This is a genomic window from Streptomyces fulvorobeus, assembly GCF_013167895.1.
Lineage (GTDB): Bacteria > Actinomycetota > Actinomycetes > Streptomycetales > Streptomycetaceae > Streptomyces > Streptomyces fulvorobeus.
The window spans coordinates 5352523-5368739 of sequence record NZ_BLWC01000001.1; the positions used below are offsets into that span (position 1 = coordinate 5352523).

Sequence of the window (16217 nt, forward strand, 5' to 3'; positions counted from 1 at the left end):
CTTCACTGGAGGTGCGCATGCGTCGTTCCGTCGGGCGGAATGTCTCGGTCCTAGGTGTTCTCGCCGTCATCGCCTCGGTGGGGCGGCAGCTCCCGCCGGGTCCGCCACGCCGGCCGGCCCACCTCCCAAGTCGCCGGTGGCGGTGGGGTACGGCGGCGCGGTGGCGAGTGTCGACGCCGATGCCTCGGCGGCCGGTATCGAAGTGCTCCGTGACGGCGGCAACGCGGTCGACGCGGCCGTGGCGACCGCGGCGGCGCTCGGTGTCACCGAACCGTACTCGGCGGGCATCGGAGGCGGCGGCTACTTCGTCCACTACGACGCCGCCACGCGTACGGTGCGGACGGTCGACGGCCGGGAGACCGCACCGCGCAGCGCGGACTCCTCGCTCTTCCTGGAGGACGGGAAGCCGATCGCCTTCGCTGAGGCCATGACCAGCGGGCTCGGCGTCGGCACGCCCGGCACCCCGGCCACCTGGGAGAGCGTGCTGGACGCCTGGGGCAGCAAGCCCCTGCGCCGACTGCTGGAACCGGCTGAGCGGCTCGCCCGTGAGGGCTTCGTCGTGGACGGTACGTTCCGTTCGCAGACGGAGTCGAACCAGGCCAGGTTCGCCGACTTCCCCGCCTCAGCCGAGCTGTTCCTGCCGGGCGGGCAGCCCCCGGTGACCGGCTCCGTCTTCAGGAACCCCGACCTCGCGCGCACGTACGACAAGCTGGGCCGCGAGGGCGTCGGAGCGCTGTACCGGGGCGAGCTGGCCCGGGACATCGTACGGACGGTCCGCAATCCGCCGGTCGACCCCGACGCGACCCGTGTGGTGCGCGCGGGCGATCTGACGGTCAAGGACCTGAAGCGTTACCGCACCCTGCGCCAGGACCCGACGCGGGTCGGCTACCGGGGTCTCGACGTGTACGGCATGGCGCCTTCCTCCTCCGGTGGTACGAGCGTCGGGGAGGCGCTCAACATCCTGGAGACCACGGACCTCTCCAAGGCGAGCCCGGAGCGGTATCTGCACCGGCTCATCGAGTCGAGCCGGATCGCGTTCGCGGACCGGGGGCGCTGGGTCGGTGACCCCGCGTTCGAGGACGTACCGGTACGGGAACTGCTCAGCCAGCGGTTCGCCGACGCCCGGGAGTGCCTGATCGACGACGACAAGGCGCTGACCAGCCCGCTGGCGCCGGGTGACCCGCGCGAACCGGCCGCCTGCGCGAGCACGGGTGAGGCCGCCCCCACGACGTACGAGGGGGAGAACACCACGCATCTGACCGTGGCCGACAAGTGGGGCAACGTGGTGGCCTACACGCTGACCATCGAGTCGACGGGCGGCAGCGGCATCACGGTGCCGGGGCGCGGCTTCCTGCTCAACAACGAGCTGACCGACTTCTCCTTCGCCCCGGCCGACCCGGCCGTGCACGACCCCAATCTGCCGGGTCCCGGCAAGCGGCCCCGGTCGTCGATGGCGCCGACCATCGTGCTGGAGGACGGCAGGCCGCTCCTGGCACTGGGTTCGCCGGGCGGCGCGACCATCATCACCACCGTGCTCCAGACCCTGACCGGCCATCTGGACCGCGGGCTCCCGCTGGTCGAGGCCATCGCGGCGCCGCGTGCCAGCCAGCGCAACCAGGCGACGACGGAGATCGAGCCGGGGCTGTGGGACAGCCCGGTCCGCGCCCGTCTCGAATCGCTCGGCCACGCCTTCCGGCTGAACCCGGAGATCGGGGCGGCTACCGGCGTGCGGCGGCTGCCTGACGGGCGGTGGGTCGCTGCGGCGGAGAAGGTACGCAGGGGCGGCGGCTCGGCGATGGTGGTGCGGCCGGGCTGAACGCCACGACCGGACAGTTGTGGCCGCGGGGCCGGCAGGACGCGCCGCGCCCTGCCGGCCCCGCGGTGTCGATGCTGTCATCCACCGGAACCAGGTCGGTACGCCGTGGCGGGCGACACCCATCCCACCGGCGTCAACGGTGCGGAATCGTACGCGTTGGCCGAGGCCCCCGGCACCGACCCCGCTCCGACGCGCGGCGAAGTCGCGCCGCTCGCCAGGGAGTTCGTGAGCGACGGCTGACTCGGCGGGGAGGAGACTTCAGAGCGCGGTGAGGATACGGGGCCCCTCGTCGGTGATCGCGACCGTGTGCTCGGCGTGGGCAGCCCGGCTGCCGTCACTCGTACGGAGGGTCCAGCCGTCCCGGTCCGCGTAGAAGTCGTCGACTCCGCCGCCGGTCAGCATCGGTTCGATCGCCAGCACCATTCCGTGCCGCAGCGGCATTCCGCGGCCTGGGCGCCCCTCGTTCGGGACGCCCGGGTCCTCGTGCATCGACCGGCCGATGCCGTGGCCGCCGAAGCCCTCGGGGATGCCGTACCCCGCTCCCCGGCACACCGTGCCGATCGCGTGTGCGATGTCCCCGATCCGGTTGCCGACGACCGCCGCCGCGATGCCCGCGTCGAGTGCGGCGAACGCCGTGTCCACCAGCCGGGTGTCCTCGGGGCGGGCCTGGCCGACGACGAAGCTGATGGCGGAGTCGCCCGCCCAGCCGTTCAGCGTCGCGCCCGCGTCGATGCTCACCAGATCGCCGTCCCGGAGCCGCTCGGTCGTCGGGATTCCGTGCACGATCGCGTCGTTCACCGATACGCAGATCACCGCGGGGAAGGGCGTGGGCGCGAAGTGCGGCTGGTAGTCGAGGAACGGTGATCCGGCCCCCGCCTCCCGCAGGACCTCGCGGGCCACCTCGTCGAGGTCGCGCGGCGAGACGCCGACGGCCGCGGCTTCCCGTGCGGAGGTGAGCAGCCGCGCGACGACCCGGCCGGTCTCGCGCATCGCGGCGATCGATGTGTCTGTCTTGAGTTGCACCATGCCAATTACTATACCGGTTGTGGCGGTATTAGAATGACGGCATGGTACGAACCCCGCTCACCCCGGAAGAACGCGCTCGCGGCCAACGGCTCGGCCGGCTGCTGCGTGAGGCGCGCCAGGACCGCAGCATGAACGCGGTCGCCGCGAGCGCCGGAATCTCCGCCGAGACCCTCCGCAAGATCGAGACGGGACGGGCCCCCACGCCCGCCTTCTTCACGGTCGCCGCCCTCGCGGGCGCGCTCGGCCTCTCGATGGACGATCTGCTCGCCGCCTGCGCGTACGAGCCCGGCAGCGGCCCGCCCGCGCGGCTCGGACCACGGGACGGGGAAGAGTCACCCGTACCACTCCCGCTCACCGCCTGACCGCTCCCCGCCCGGCGCGCCAGGGCGTCCCCGCCCGCACCGCCGACAGCGGTGGCGGCGGGGGCGCGTAGGGTCGCGCCCGTGACTCTTCAGGACTTCGCGCGCAGTGAGTACGTCAGCCTGACCACGTACCGGAAGGACGGCACACCCGTCGCCACGCCCGTATGGGCCGCGGCCGACGGTGACGTGCTGTACGTCTGGACCCGCTCCGACTCGTGGAAGGTCAAGCGGCTGCGCAACGACAGCCGCGTCACCGTCACGGTGTGCGACCTGCGGGGCCGCATCGCCGAGGGCGCTCCGACCGCCGAGGGGACCGGGAGGCTGCTGGACGAGGCCGGCACCCGCGGGGTCCGCAAGGTCATCGGCCGGAAGTACACCTGGAAGTACTGGCTGCTCGACTGGCCCGCGACGGTCGCACGGCTCGGCAAGCGCCCTCACACGGGCATCGCGATCACGTTCTGAGCCGGCCCGGCGCCCGGCGGCCCGGGCGCCGAGCTCCGCAGCTCGCCGGAAAAACCCGCGTAGCCGTCCCGTAACACGCCTGCGGTCCAATACCCGCGGACTGGAAGGTTCCAGTCGACGGCCGGCGAGGACGACGATGACGGTGCATCAAGTTGCGGTGGAAGTAGTCACGTTCGCGCACTACCTGCGGGAGCTGACGGCCCTGCTCGACCCCGGACGGGGCTGGTACGGCGTCTTCTCCCGGCGCGATCCGGAGGGCGTGCGCGCCTGCTTCGAAGGGGCCGAGGTGCCGCCCTGGGACGTGGTGGAGTCGCTGCTCCAGGACCTGGCCGTGGCGCGCGGCACGGCGTTCGCGGAGCACGAGTCGGTGCGGGCCGCCGCGCTGTACTCGGCGTCGGCCACCGCCCACGACCGGAGGCCGGGTGGCCGCAGGGCCCTCGCCCAGCGGCTGGAACTGATGCTCAGGGAGCAGGCCCAGGCCGAACAGCGCCTGCGTACGGCCTTGTCGGACGCGGGGCCCACCCCGGAGGCGCGTGCGCAGGCGCTCGCCTGGGCGCGCGACGACCAGGAGCGGGCAGCGGCCCGTTGTACGGAACTGCGCTCACGGCTCTCGGCGGCCTCAGCGCCCGAGGGCTGGTCCCGCCGGGCGGAGCGGGACGGCGAGGCGCCGGGGCGGACCGCCGAAGCCGGCGCGGAGCACCGGGCGCCGCCCGCCCCGCGGCCGGCACCCGCCCCCGCCGCACAGCGGAGGAAGCCGCGCGGTGCCCGGTTCGCCGGCCTCGACACCGACGACGGGTCCGAGCCCGCCGCCCCCTCGGCGGCGCCCGTGCTCCCCGTACCGCCGAGCACCGCGACGGGCCCGCGTGGCGCGCGCTTCCGGGGCGCCGCTGCCCGGAACCCCGGCCCGGCCGTCGCACCGCCGCCCGCAGCCGTGCCGACCCCCGCCGTCCGGCGAGCGGCCGACGAGGCCGTCCAGCGGCTCGTCGGGCTGCGCGCGGAGGGCCGCAGCGGCGAGGCTCACGTCGTCCTCTGCGAGGCGGCGGCCTGGTCCGCCGACCACCTGCCTGTGCTCGCGCTCGCCCTGCACGGGTCGGGACTCTCCGCCGACTGGGCCACCCTGCTGTGGGAGGTGTCCACGCTGCCGCCCGCCGGACTGGCGGCGGCGGCGGGCGCCCTGGCAGCCGCCGGGCGGGCCGAGGACTGCGCCCACCTGCTGCGGCAGTGCGCGGCCCGCCCGGCGGGCGAGGTCGCGGACGCCGTGGCCGCCCTGGACCGGGCGGGCCTGGCCCCTCAGTCGCGGACCCTGCTGGACGCCTTCGTCCGCGTACGGACCCCGCAGGACGTGGCGAGGATCGCCGAACACGATCCGCACCGCCTCGTCCCCCACCTGCTGGCCGCCGCCCGCGAGGTGTCGGCGGCACGGGAGTGGGACCTCGTCCACGCCCTGCGGGTGGCCGGCATCGCCGGGGAGTGGAGCGGGGGCCGCCGTACACCGTGAGCCGGCGAACGCCGTCCAGCCGCGCAGTTCGGCCATAGTGCGCGCCTGGGTGCACGCCAGGGCGATCAGTCGGAGACGCCGGCCGTGTCGACGACGTCGCCGCCGGCCCCCGCGTACGCGAGTTCCCTCACGCGCGGGCCGGTCCCGCCGGACAGTGCGTACCGCACGGGGGTTCCCTTCGGTCGTCGGAGTACCGGAGGCTACGAGGTGGAGTGCGCTCGAAGGCAGGTGAGGGGGGACTGTGGACCGCTCGGGTACGAAACATGATCGACTCCGCCGGTTCGCGGTGATGGTCTTGCCCCGCTTTGGGGCGGGGCCTACGTTCTCCCGTACGCACTGTGTCTACGGGCGTAGAAACCACGTAGAGGCTCTCTGACGCCGCGTCGAAGGAGCAGCTCATGTCCCACGTCGTACGCGCCGCACTCGTCCAGGCGACCTGGACAGACGACACCGAATCCATGATCGCCAAACACGAGGAACACGCGCGTGAGGCCGCCCGGCAGGGGGCGGGGATCATCGGGTTCCAGGAGGTGTTCAACGCCCCCTACTTCTGCCAGGTGCAGGAACCCGAGCACTACCGCTGGGCCGAGGCCGTGCCGGACGGGCCCACCGTCAGCAGGATGCGGGAGCTGGCCCGCGAGACCGGCATGGTGGTCGTCGTGCCGGTCTTCGAGGTCGAGCAGTCCGGCTTCTACTACAACACCGCCGCCGTGATCGACGCCGACGGCACATACCTCGGCAAGTACCGCAAGCACCACATCCCGCAGGTCAAGGGCTTCTGGGAGAAGTACTACTTCAAGCCGGGGAACGCGGGCTGGCCGGTGTTCGACACCGCAGTCGGCAAGGTAGGCGTCTACATCTGCTACGACCGCCACTTCCCGGAGGGCTGGCGCCAACTGGGCCTGAACGGCGCCCAGCTGGTCTACAACCCCTCCGCCACCTCGCGCGGACTCTCCGCTCACCTCTGGCAGCTGGAACAGCCCGCGTCCGCCGTCGCCAACGCGTACTTCATCGCCGCGATCAACCGCGTCGGCCAGGAGGAGTACGGCGACAACGACTTCTACGGCACGAGCTACTTCGTCGATCCGCGCGGCCAGTTCGTCGGTGAGCCCGCCAGCGACAAACAGGAGGAACTCGTCGTGCGTGAACTCGACTTCGGACTGATCGAGGAGGTCCGGCAGCAGTGGGCGTTCTTCCGGGACCGCCGCCCGGACGCGTACGAAGGGCTGGTCGAGCCGTGAGCGGACTGCACGAGCGTCATCTCGCCGTCAGCCCCGACTGGCTGGCGCTCTACTACCGGCGGCCCCTGGAACTCACCCACGGCGAGGGCCGGCACGTCTGGGACGCGGACGGCAACCGCTACCTCGACTTCTTCGGCGGCATCCTCACCACGATGACCGCCCACGCCCTGCCCGAGGTGACGAAGGCGGTCGCCGAGCAGGCCGGGCGGATCATCCACTCCTCGACGCTCTACCTCAACCGCCCCATGGTGGAGCTCGCCGAGCGCGTCGCCACGCTCTCCGGCATCCCCGACGCCCGGGTCTTCTTCACCACGTCGGGCACCGAGGCCAACGACACCGCGCTGCTCCTGGCGACGACGTACCGCGGGTCCAACCAGATCCTCGCGATGCGCAACAGCTACCACGGCCGGTCGTTCTCGACCGTGTCCGTCACCGGCAACCGCTCCTGGTCGCCCACGAGCCTCTCGCCGCTCCAGACCCTGTACGTCCACGGGGGCGTCCGCACCCGGGGGCCGTACGCGGAGCTGAGCGACGAACGGTTCGTCAAGGCGTGCGTCGCCGATCTGGAGGACCTGCTCGGTCACACCCGCGGGGCCGCCGCGCTGATCGCCGAACCCATCCAGGGCGTCGGCGGCTTCACCTCGCCGCCCGACGGGCTGTACGCGGCGTTCCGCCAGGTCCTCGACCGGCACGGCATCCTGTGGATCTCGGACGAGGTGCAGACCGGCTGGGGGCGGACCGGTGACCACTTCTGGGGCTGGCAGGCACACGGCGAGCACGGGCCGCCGGACATCCTGACCTTCGCCAAGGGCATCGGCAACGGCATGTCGATCGGCGGTGTCGTCGCCCGCGCCGAGGTCATGAACTGCCTGGACGCCAACTCCATCTCGACGTTCGGCGGCTCCCCGGTCACCATGGCGGCCGGGCTCGCCAACCTCTCGTACCTCCTGGAGCACGACCTCCCCGGCAACGCGCGACGCGTCGGCGGGCTGCTCATCGAGCGGCTGCGGGCGGTCGGCGCGGGCTCGGCGTGCGTACGCGAGGTGCGGGGCCGCGGCCTCATGATCGGCGTCGAGCTGGTGAAGCCGGGCACCGACGAGGCGCATCCGGAGGCGGCGGCCGCGGTCCTCGAAGCGGCCCGCGAGCGCGGGCTGCTCCTCGGCAAGGGCGGGGGGCACAGCACCAGCGTCCTGCGGATCGCCCCGCCGCTCTCCCTCACCGTCGCCGAGGCGGAGCAGGGCGCGGCGATCCTCGCCGAGGCCCTGCGCGCCGCGGAGTAGGCCGGGCGTCCGGGCCCGGCCGCGAGAGCCGGGCCCGGCCGTTCCCCGGAGTGCGACCGGCCGCGCCCGGGACGCGCGGCCGAAGCCCTGTTGGGCCGGAGGGGTGCGCCGTACGGGAAACGGGAACGTCCTGGCCGGGCGGCAGTGGGGGTATTGCCACAGTGGGCAGGCCACTTCTACGTTCTTCACCACGCACCAGGACCCACGTGCGTGGACCCATTCCGCACCGCGAGGAGGGGTACATGAGCCGCACCGTCATCCACGGCGGCCTCGTCATCACCGCGTCCGACGAGATCCACGCCGACGTGCTCGTCGAGGGCGGGCGCGTCGCCGCCCTCGCCGCCCACGGGACCGCTGCCGCCGGCAGCTGGACCGCGGACCGGAGCATCGACGCCACCGGGAAGTACGTCATCCCGGGCGGCGTCGACGCCCACACGCACATGGAGATGCCGTTCGGCGGCACCTCCGCCGCAGACACCTTCGAGACCGGCACCCGGGCCGCCGCCTGGGGCGGCACCACCACCATCATCGACTTCGCCGTCCAGAGCGTGGGCGGCAGCCTGCGCGGCGGCCTCGACGCCTGGTACGCGAAGGCCGACGGCAACTGCGCCGTCGACTACGCCTTCCACATGATCCTCGCCGACGTGAACGAGTCCTCCCTCAAGGAGATGGACCTCCTGGTGTCCGAGGGCGTCACCTCGTTCAAACTGTTCATGGCCTACCCCGGCGTCTTCTACAGCGATGACGGCCAGATCCTGCGCGCCATGCAGCGGGCCGGGGGCAACGGCGGCCTGATCATGATGCACGCCGAGAACGGCATCGCGATCGACGTCCTGGTCGAACAGGCGCTGGCCGCGGGCCGCACCGACCCGCGCTACCACGGAGACGTACGCAAGGTGGCGCTGGAGGCCGAGGCCACGCACCGCGCCGTCCAGCTCGCCCGGGTCGCCGGGGCGCCGCTGTACGTCGTCCACGTCTCCGCGGACGAGGCGGTGGCGGAGATCGCCGCCGCCCGCCACAAGGGACTTCCGGTCTTCGGCGAGACGTGTCCGCAGTACCTCTTCCTCTCCACCGACAACCTCGCCGAGCCGGGGTTCGAGGGCGCCAAGTACGTCTGCTCGACGCCGCTGCGGCCCCGGGAGCACCAGGAAGCGCTCTGGCGCGGCCTCAGGAACGACGAGCTCCAGGTCGTCTCCACCGACCACTGCCCGTTCTGCTTCTCCGGTCAGAAGGAGCTGGGCCGGGGCGACTTCTCGAAGATCCCCAACGGGTTGCCGGGCGTCGAGAACCGCATGGACCTGCTGCACCAGGCGGTCGTCGAGGGGCACATCAGCCGTCGTCGCTGGATCGACATCGCGTGCGCGGCACCGGCCCGGATGTTCGGCCTGTACCCGAAGAAGGGGACGATCGCCCCGGGGGCCGACGCCGACATCGTCGTCTACGACCCGCACGCCGAGCAGGTCATCTCCGCGCGGACCCACCACATGAACGTCGACTACTCGGCCTACGAGGGCAAGCACCTGACCGGCAGGGTGGAGACGGTGCTGTCCCGCGGTGTCCCGGTGATCGACCGGCACACCTACGTGGGCCGCGCCGGGCACGGAGCGTACCTGCCGCGGGGAACCTGCCAGTTCACGCGCTGACGGGCGGCGCCGGGCCGAGGGGCGGTGCGGGCTCCTTCCCCGGCCCGGCACCAGCCGTCCTCACCTGCGTATCGACCAGCCGCGCTCGCTGAGCGCGGTACTCAGGGCGGTGGCCGCGGCGGGTCCCACCATGAGCTGCACCAGACCCGCCTGCTGCCCGGTCGCGTGCTCGATCCGCACGTCCTCGATGTTGATCCCCTCACGTCCGGCGTCCGCGAAGATCCGTGCCAGTTCGCCCGGCTGGTCGCTGATGAGGACCGCCACGGTCTCGTACGCGGCCGGGGCCTCGCCGTGCTTGCCGGGTACCCGGGTCCGGCCGGTGTTGCCCCGGCGCAGGACGTCCGCGATGCCCGCGGCGCCGCCCCGCCGCTTGGCCTCGTCGGCGGAGTGGAGGGCGTGCAGCGAGCCGATGGTCTCGTCGAGGTCCGCGGCCACACCCGCGAGTACGTCGGCGACCGGCCCGGCGTTGGCCGACAGGATCTCGATCCACATCCGGGGGTCGGAAGCGGCGATCCGGGTGACGTCGCGGATGCCCTGCCCGCAGAGCCGTACGACCGTCTCGTCCGCCGCTTCCAGCCGCGCGGCGACCATCGAGGAGATGAGCTGGGGGGTGTGCGAGACGAGAGCCACGGCCCGGTCATGGGCGGCGGCGTCCATGACCACCGGGACGGCACGGCAGAGCGCGACCAGTTCGAGTGCGAGGTTCAGGACCTCGGTGCCCGTGTCCGGCGTCGGGGTGAGCACCCAGGGGCGGCCCTCGAAGAGATCGGCGGTCGCCGCCAGCGGGCCCGAACTCTCCTTGCCCGCCATCGGATGCGTACCGAGGTACGCGTCCAGCCCGATACCCAGCTCCTCCAGCTCGCGCCGGGGGCCGCTCTTGACGCTGGCGACGTCGACGTAGCCGCGCGCGAGGCCCGCCCGCATCGCTCCGGCGAGCACGGCGGCGGTGTGCGCGGGCGGTACGGCGACGAGCGCGAGGTCGACGCGGCCGGGAGGCGGTTCGTCACTGCCGGCGCCGAGGGCGGCCGCCGTCCGGGCCCTGTCCGGGTCGTGGTCGGCCAGGTGCACGCTGACGCCGCGTCCGGCGAGGGTCAGTGCGGCCGAGGTGCCGATCAGGCCGGTTCCTATGACGAGGGCGCTTCGCACCTGTCCACCTCCTTGCCCCGCCCCGGAGCGGCTCCGGGGCGGGGGAGGGTGCGGTCGTGCCCCTCGGGCTGCTGCTCAGTGTTCACGTGCTCCGTCCAGGATCGGCGGGGCCCGCCGGCCCCGGTGTCTTCGGCCGGTCCGTGATGCCCACGGGTGGCCCTGACGGTATGCGCGTCAGTCGTCCCAGTGGTCGAGCACCCGGTGGCGGATCCGCTCGGGGTACGCCTGGGCGAAGGAGCTGTGGGGGAGGCGGCCGTCACCCGGCGCGGGCAGGAGCCCGTCGTGGAAGACGATGGGCCCCGACCGGGCGGCACGCTCCTTGTGGGTGTAGCAGTTCAGCAGGGGGTGCACGAAGCCGTACCACGCCTCCGCGCGGTCCAGCGGGTGGATTCTGGTGGCCAGCGCCCACAGCAGGTCGGTGTCGTCGGCCGGGTCGATGTCGTCGTCCAGGACGAAGGTGGCCGCCGTCGCGCGGCCCGAGTGCGATTCGGAGAGCACCGCGCCGATCCGGTGGGTGAGCTCGGCGGAGTCGACACCGGGCAGCAGTTCCCGCCAGTTCTGCGGGACGGTGACCACCATCCAGTGCGCTGCGGCGCGCAGCGGGGACCAGGCGGTGGTGACCGGCAGGCCGGCGGTGCGCAGCTCGGCCAGTACCTCCGCCGCCTGGCCGACACCGGTGACCGTGTGGAACTCGTCCACCGGCCGGCCCTCGGCCACCAGCGGCCAGATCGGGGCGTCCCGGTGGGTGATGGCCTCCACCGTGTACACCGGCTGCATCGACGTCTCGTCGGAGGCGTAGCCGGCGAACTCGCCGAACGGCCCCTCCCGCGCGTCGCGGCCGACGGAGAGGTGTCCCTCGATGACGATCTCCGCCCCGGCCGGAACCTCCAGGTCGAGGGTCTCGCACCGCACGACGTCGAGCGGTTCGCCGTACAGCGCCCCGATGTAACCGGCCTCGTCGGCCCCGGGCGGCAGGGGGATGCCCCCGACGAAGGGGACCGCCGGGTCCCCGCCCTGCACCAGCGCGTACGGCATGGGCTCGCCGAGGGCCACCCACTCCTGCCAGATCATGCCGATGTGCTGCGCCGGTATGACCAGGCCGGTCATGTGCTTGCCGTCGATCTGCATGACGCGGGCGATGGACCAGTTGGTCCACCGGCCGTCCGGGGTCCTGGCGACGATGATCCCCCAGGTGTTGGGATAGCGCCCGCCGTCGAACTCGTGGATCCGGGGCACCGGGAAGCGGTCGAGGGTCGCGTCGTCGCCCAGCAGCACGTTCTGCTTGCAGGGCGCGTCCTCGCGGGCGACCAGCCGGGGCGGTACGGGGGCCGCGTGCCGGGTGCGCGCCAGGTGGTCGACCAGCTCGGCGGCGGTGGTCCCGGCGGGCATCCCGACCGACAGGGCGACCCGGGCCAGCGGCTTGCCGGCAGCGGCGCTGAGCGAGGCGGGCGCGCCGAAGAGCCGGAAGCCGGGCGCCACGCCGGCCACGCTCTCGAACAGCGGGGCGGGCGAACGCCGCTCGCAGGAGAGGCGGCTGATCGCGGCGGCCTCCAGGTCGGCACTCACCGTCCGCTCGACGCGCCGCACATCACCGAGGGCGTCCAGCGCGTCGATGTATTCGCGGAGGTCCTTGAGCCGGGTCACGGGGTGGGTCATGAGCGTGCGCTCCTCTGCTGCGTGCCGTTGATACGTACCGGGGAGGTGGCGGTCGCGGAACCGGAGCGGGCGCCCGTGGGCCGGGGAAGCCCTCCCAGCGCCGGGCCCCGGCGGTCCCGATGCCGAACTGGTCGAGAACCCGGGTGACGATGTGGCCGACGATGTCGTCCACCGAGCCGGGCCGGTTGTAGAAGGCGGGCATCGGCGGCACGATCGAGGCGCCCATCCTGGCCAGCGCGAGCATGTTCTCCAGATGGATCTCGCTGAGCGGCGTCTCCCGCACCACCAGGACCATCCGCCGCCGCTCCTTGAGCGTGACGTCGGCGGCGCGGGCGATCAGCCCTTCGGCGTACCCCGTCCGGATGCCGGCCAGGGTCTTCACGCTGCACGGAATGATCACCATGCCGTCGGCCGGGAAGGAGCCGGAGGAGATGGCGGCCCCCTGGTCCTCGGGGAGTAGGTGACGTCGGCCAGCTCGGCCACGTCACGCGCGCTCATGCCGGTCTCCAGCTCCACCGTGGCGCGCGCCCAGCGGCTGAGCACCAGGTGCGTCTGCACCCGCGGGTTCTCGCGCAGTTCGGTGAGCAGGCGGACGCCCAGCACCGCGCCGGTGGCTCCGGTCATTCCCACGATCAGCCGCATCGCGCCCCACCGTAACCTTCCGTGTACGGAATATCTTGGTACTGAATATACTGGCCCGCATGACGAACACAACCCCCCGTCCACGACCGCGACTGGAAGAGGCGCTGCCGCATCAGCTGCGCCGGGCCGGGCAGGCGTGGACCGCGCTGTGGCAGCAGCGCCTTCCCGACCTGACCAGCCCTCAGTTCGCCGTGCTGCTCGCCCTGGACGACCACGGCAGCCTGGACCAGTCGGCGCTGGGAGCCCTGGCCGCGGTCGACCGCTCCACGCTCACGGTGCTCCTCGACCGCCTGGAGGCGCGCGGCCTGGTGACCAAGGAGATGGACCCGGCGAACCGGAGGCGCCGCATCGTCGCCCTCACCGAAACCGGACGGCGGCACCTGACGGCGGCCGTGGAGGAGGCCGGCCGGCTGCACGCGCGGGTGGAGGGCCTGCTGGGGGAGGAGCGGATGAGGGACCTGGTCGAGATGCTCCGCGTCCTCGGCGACATGCCGGTGCGGCCCGACCCCGGCGGGTCCGGGCCCGGCCTGCCGGAACCGGAGGGTCCGGGCCACTGACGTACAGCTCCCCTCAATAGAGGGATGGGCCCGGGAGGCCGTCGCTGCGAGTGTGATCAGCGACCCGAGTGGGTCCGCCTTGGAGGGCTGACGCATGTACAGATCCGCAGCGGTGCAGAAGCTCGCCGGCCGCGTGTCCGGTCCGGCACTGGGGCCGCAGGACGAGGGATACGCGGCCGAGGTCGCGGGGTTCAACACGATCGTGCAGCACCGGCCCGCGATCGTCGTCGGCGTCCGGAACGCCGCTGAGGTGCGCAGGGCCGTCACCTTCGCGGCCGAGAACGCCATGCCGACGGCGGTACAGGCGACCGGCCACGGTCCCTCGCGCGCCGCCGAAGGAGCCGGACTGCTCATCAACACCCGCCGGATGGACAAGGTGACGGTCGACCCCGTCGCCAGGGTCGCCCGGGCGGAGGCCGGTACGCAGTGGCACCAGGTCGTCGAAGCGGCCGCCGGCCACGGCCTCGCCCCCCTCAACGGCTCCTCGCCGCTGGTGGGCGTGGTCGGCTACACCCTGGGCGGCGGGCTCGCGCTGCTGTCGCGCACGCACGGCTTCGCCGCCGACCACGTCACCGCGGTGGACGTCGTCACCCCCGACGGACGGTCGCGTACCGCGACCGCGCGGCAGAACACGGACCTCTTCTGGGCGCTGCGCGGCGGCAAGGGCAACTTCGGGGTGGTGACCGCCCTCGAGTTCGGTCTCGTGCCGGTGCCCCGCTTCTACGGCGGCGGGCTGTTCTTCCCCGGGGATGCGGCCGCCGACGTCCTGCACACCTGGCGGGTCTGGACCGAGTCCGTACCGCAGGAGATGGCCTCCTCGCTCGCGCTGCTGCGGATGCCGGACATGGAGCCCATACCGGAGTTCCTGCGGGGCAGGCTCGTGGTGCACGTCCGCGTCGCCCATCTGGGATCGGCGGAGGAGGGCGACCGGCTGGTCAGGCCGCTGCGGGCGATCGCGCCGCCGCTGGTGGACACGCTCGCGGAGATGCCCTACACGCGCTTCGCCGAGATCCACAACGACCCGGCCTTCCCGATCCCCTACGACGAACGCTCCACCATGCTCAGCGAGCTGGGCAAGAGCGCCGCCGATGAGCTGCTCGCCCTCGCGGGCCCCGGAAGCGACTGCGCGGACCTCGTGGTCGAACTGCGGCACATGGGCGGCGCGCTCAGCAGGCCGCCGGCGGTGGAGAGCGCGGTCGACCACCGGGACGCCGCGTTCTGCCTGTCCACGCTCGGACTGCCCGGCGGCCGCCCGGACCGGGTCGTGGACGGCATGGCGTCCTGGGGGACGGGCCGCAGCTATCTCAACTTCCTCGCCGGCCCCGGGACGGCCCAGCTGGCCGAACGGGGGTACCGCCCCGCCACCTACGCGCGGCTCGGCGAGATCAAGGCACGGTACGACCCGGAGAACCTCTTCCGGTTCAACCACAACATTCCGCCGCGCGCGAAGAGCCTCTGACCACCCGGTCAAGCCGATCCCGCGCACCTCAGAAGCTGGAAGGGAAACATCTCGATGACGACCAACACCGCGGTGCAGGCCCCGCCGCAGTCCGCACCTGGTGCGGGCTCGACCGGGCTCAGACTCGGAGCCCTCTTCGGCCCCGTGATCTTCGGAGTGACGGCCGCGGGCGTGGCCCTGCCCGATGTCGCCCAGGCCATGGAGGTACGCCCGGCGGTCGCCGGCTGGGTGCTGACGGCGCACGCCCTGGCACTCGGCGTCGGCACCGCGTTCTTCGGGCGGCTCTCGGAGAAGTGGGGTGTACGCAACACCCTCCTGGTGGGGTCGCTGTTCCTGGCGGTCGGCGCGGTCCTGATCCTCGTCGCCCCCAACTTCGGGACGCTGATCGCGGGCCGCTTCGTCCAGGCGGCGGGCTCCGGCGCCATGACCTCCAGCGCGCTCACCCTCGCCTCCGCGGCCGCACCCGCGCAACGCACCAAGATCCTCGCCATCTTCGGGGCGTCCATGGCGCTCTTCTCCTCCACCGCCACCCTCATGGGCGGGATGGTGACGGACTGGCTCGACTGGCGCCTCACCCTCGTGCTGCCGGCGCTCTCGCTGCTGGTGGTGCCCTTCTGCCTGGACCTCGCCGCCACCCGCCCCGGCTACGGCAAGGCCGTCGACCTGCTCGGCGGAATCCTGCTGGGTACGGGCGCGACCTCGCTGCTCCTGCTCATCCAGGCGTCCTCGCTCGACCTCGCCACCCCGCTGGTCATCGCACTGGTGGCGCTGCTCGTGCTGTCGGCGGCGGGTCTCGTCCTGCACATCGGCAGGCGGCCCGACGGGTTCGTACCGCGTCGGCTGGCCGGCGACCGGACCTTCCTGGTCGCGGCCCTGGTCGGTCTCGGCGGCTACGCCGGGCTGTTCGCCGCGATGTACGCGGTACCCCAGATCCTCACGGTGAAGTACGGCTGGGACGTGTTCGAGATCGGTGCCTGGCTCCTGCCGGGTGCGATCGTGGGCGCGGTGTCCGCGCGGGTGGCGAGCAAGCTCACGGCCGGCCGGGGCGGCAGCCTGCTGCTGACCGGGGCCGCCGTGACCTGTGCGGTGTTCCTCGGGATCGTCGGTCTCGTCGAGGGCGGCATCGTCGTCATGCTGATCGGCACGTCCATGGGCATGGCGACGTTCGCGGCCACCCAGGTGCTCACCACCGCGGTGCTGTCCAGCCGCCTGGAACCCGCCCAGCGCGGGGGCGCCATGGGTGTGCTCAACCTTCTCTTCTTCGTCGGTGGCGGCATCGGCTCCGCCGCCACCGGAGCGCTCTCCGAGCACATGGACCTCACCAGCGCGCTCGCCGTCGTCGCGGTGCTCCCGCTGTTCGCGGGTCTGATCGCCCTGCTGCTCCCGCCCGCCCGGGCGCAGCAGGAGGTCTGAGCCGCCCGGCCGGGCG

Annotated in this window: 13 protein-coding genes and 2 pseudogenes; 11 read left to right on the top strand and 4 right to left on the bottom strand. The window is 72.8% G+C overall.

All coding sequences use genetic code 11. From position 1 onward, the window contains the following. The first annotated feature begins 17 nt into the window (after positions 1 to 17). A pseudogene (ggt, locus tag Sfulv_RS24050) lies at positions 18 to 1816 on the top strand (gamma-glutamyltransferase). Positions 1817 to 1921: 105 nt separating this feature from the next. After that, a complete protein-coding gene (locus Sfulv_RS30745; RefSeq protein WP_256669079.1) occupies positions 1922 to 2056 on the top strand; it encodes a hypothetical protein in 135 nt (44 codons plus the stop codon). Between the two features lie 18 nt (positions 2057 to 2074). Here Sfulv_RS30745 and map read toward each other — a convergent pair whose 3' ends face one another. Next, positions 2075 to 2842 carry a type I methionyl aminopeptidase gene (map, locus tag Sfulv_RS24055; protein ID WP_173316595.1) on the bottom strand — a complete coding sequence of 256 codons (768 nt, stop codon included), beginning with the start codon at positions 2840 to 2842 and terminating at the stop codon, positions 2075 to 2077. Positions 2843 to 2883: 41 nt separating this feature from the next. On the opposite strand from map, the gene Sfulv_RS24060 reads away from it, so the two are divergent. The 6 genes from Sfulv_RS24060 to hydA all read left to right on the top strand — a co-directional run bounded on the left by Sfulv_RS24060 (position 2884) and on the right by hydA (position 9328). Continuing rightward, positions 2884 to 3204 (top strand): helix-turn-helix domain-containing protein, encoded by a 321-nt coding sequence (locus Sfulv_RS24060; RefSeq protein ID WP_246353218.1) that lies wholly within the window; start codon positions 2884 to 2886, stop codon positions 3202 to 3204. An 81-nt stretch (positions 3205 to 3285) separates the two neighbouring features. Beyond that, positions 3286 to 3666 (top strand): PPOX class F420-dependent oxidoreductase, encoded by a 381-nt coding sequence (locus Sfulv_RS24065; protein WP_173316596.1) that lies wholly within the window; start codon positions 3286 to 3288, stop codon positions 3664 to 3666. A 136-nt stretch (positions 3667 to 3802) separates the two neighbouring features. Then, a complete protein-coding gene (locus Sfulv_RS24070) occupies positions 3803 to 5164 on the top strand; it encodes a hypothetical protein (protein ID WP_173316597.1) in 1362 nt (453 codons plus the stop codon). Between the two features lie 398 nt (positions 5165 to 5562). Further along, positions 5563 to 6405 (top strand): nitrilase-related carbon-nitrogen hydrolase, encoded by an 843-nt coding sequence (locus tag Sfulv_RS24075; protein ID WP_173316598.1) that lies wholly within the window; start codon positions 5563 to 5565, stop codon positions 6403 to 6405. Continuing rightward, complete coding sequence (locus Sfulv_RS24080) at positions 6402 to 7685, top strand: aspartate aminotransferase family protein (protein ID WP_173316599.1); 1284 nt, start codon at positions 6402 to 6404, stop codon at positions 7683 to 7685. Before Sfulv_RS24075 ends, Sfulv_RS24080 begins: the two co-directional genes overlap by 4 nt. 242 nt (positions 7686 to 7927) lie before the next feature. Beyond that, positions 7928 to 9328 (top strand): dihydropyrimidinase, encoded by a 1401-nt coding sequence (hydA, locus tag Sfulv_RS24085; protein ID WP_173316600.1) that lies wholly within the window; start codon positions 7928 to 7930, stop codon positions 9326 to 9328. Positions 9329 to 9388: 60 nt separating this feature from the next. Here hydA and Sfulv_RS24090 read toward each other — a convergent pair whose 3' ends face one another. From Sfulv_RS24090 to Sfulv_RS24100, 3 genes and pseudogenes are all read right to left on the bottom strand, one after another. Further along, positions 9389 to 10474: a prephenate dehydrogenase gene (locus Sfulv_RS24090; protein ID WP_173316601.1), complete on the bottom strand. Its 1086-nt coding sequence runs from the start codon at positions 10472 to 10474 to the stop codon at positions 9389 to 9391. A 174-nt stretch (positions 10475 to 10648) separates the two neighbouring features. Beyond that, complete coding sequence (gene bagN / locus Sfulv_RS24095; protein WP_218900453.1) at positions 10649 to 12130, bottom strand: bagremycin/ferroverdin biosynthesis UbiD family decarboxylase BagN/FevL; 1482 nt, start codon at positions 12128 to 12130, stop codon at positions 10649 to 10651. Next, a pseudogene (locus Sfulv_RS24100) lies at positions 12063 to 12772 on the bottom strand (non-oxidative hydroxyarylic acid decarboxylases subunit B). Before Sfulv_RS24100 ends, bagN begins: the two are co-directional and overlap by 68 nt. 59 nt (positions 12773 to 12831) lie before the next feature. Here Sfulv_RS24100 and bagL point away from each other — a divergent pair. The 3 genes from bagL (at position 12832) to bagJ (ending at position 16201) form a co-directional block, all read left to right on the top strand. Next, positions 12832 to 13329 (top strand): MarR family transcriptional regulator BagL/FevM, encoded by a 498-nt coding sequence (bagL, locus tag Sfulv_RS24105; RefSeq protein ID WP_173316602.1) that lies wholly within the window; start codon positions 12832 to 12834, stop codon positions 13327 to 13329. 94 nt (positions 13330 to 13423) lie between these two features. Continuing rightward, complete coding sequence (gene bagK, locus Sfulv_RS24110) at positions 13424 to 14788, top strand: bagremycin/ferroverdin biosynthesis FAD-dependent oxygenase BagK/FevA1 (RefSeq protein ID WP_173316603.1); 1365 nt, start codon at positions 13424 to 13426, stop codon at positions 14786 to 14788. Between the two features lie 54 nt (positions 14789 to 14842). After that, positions 14843 to 16201 (top strand): bagremycin/ferroverdin transporter BagJ/FevB, encoded by a 1359-nt coding sequence (bagJ, locus tag Sfulv_RS24115; protein WP_173316604.1) that lies wholly within the window; start codon positions 14843 to 14845, stop codon positions 16199 to 16201. The last annotated feature ends 16 nt before the right edge of the window (positions 16202 to 16217 follow it).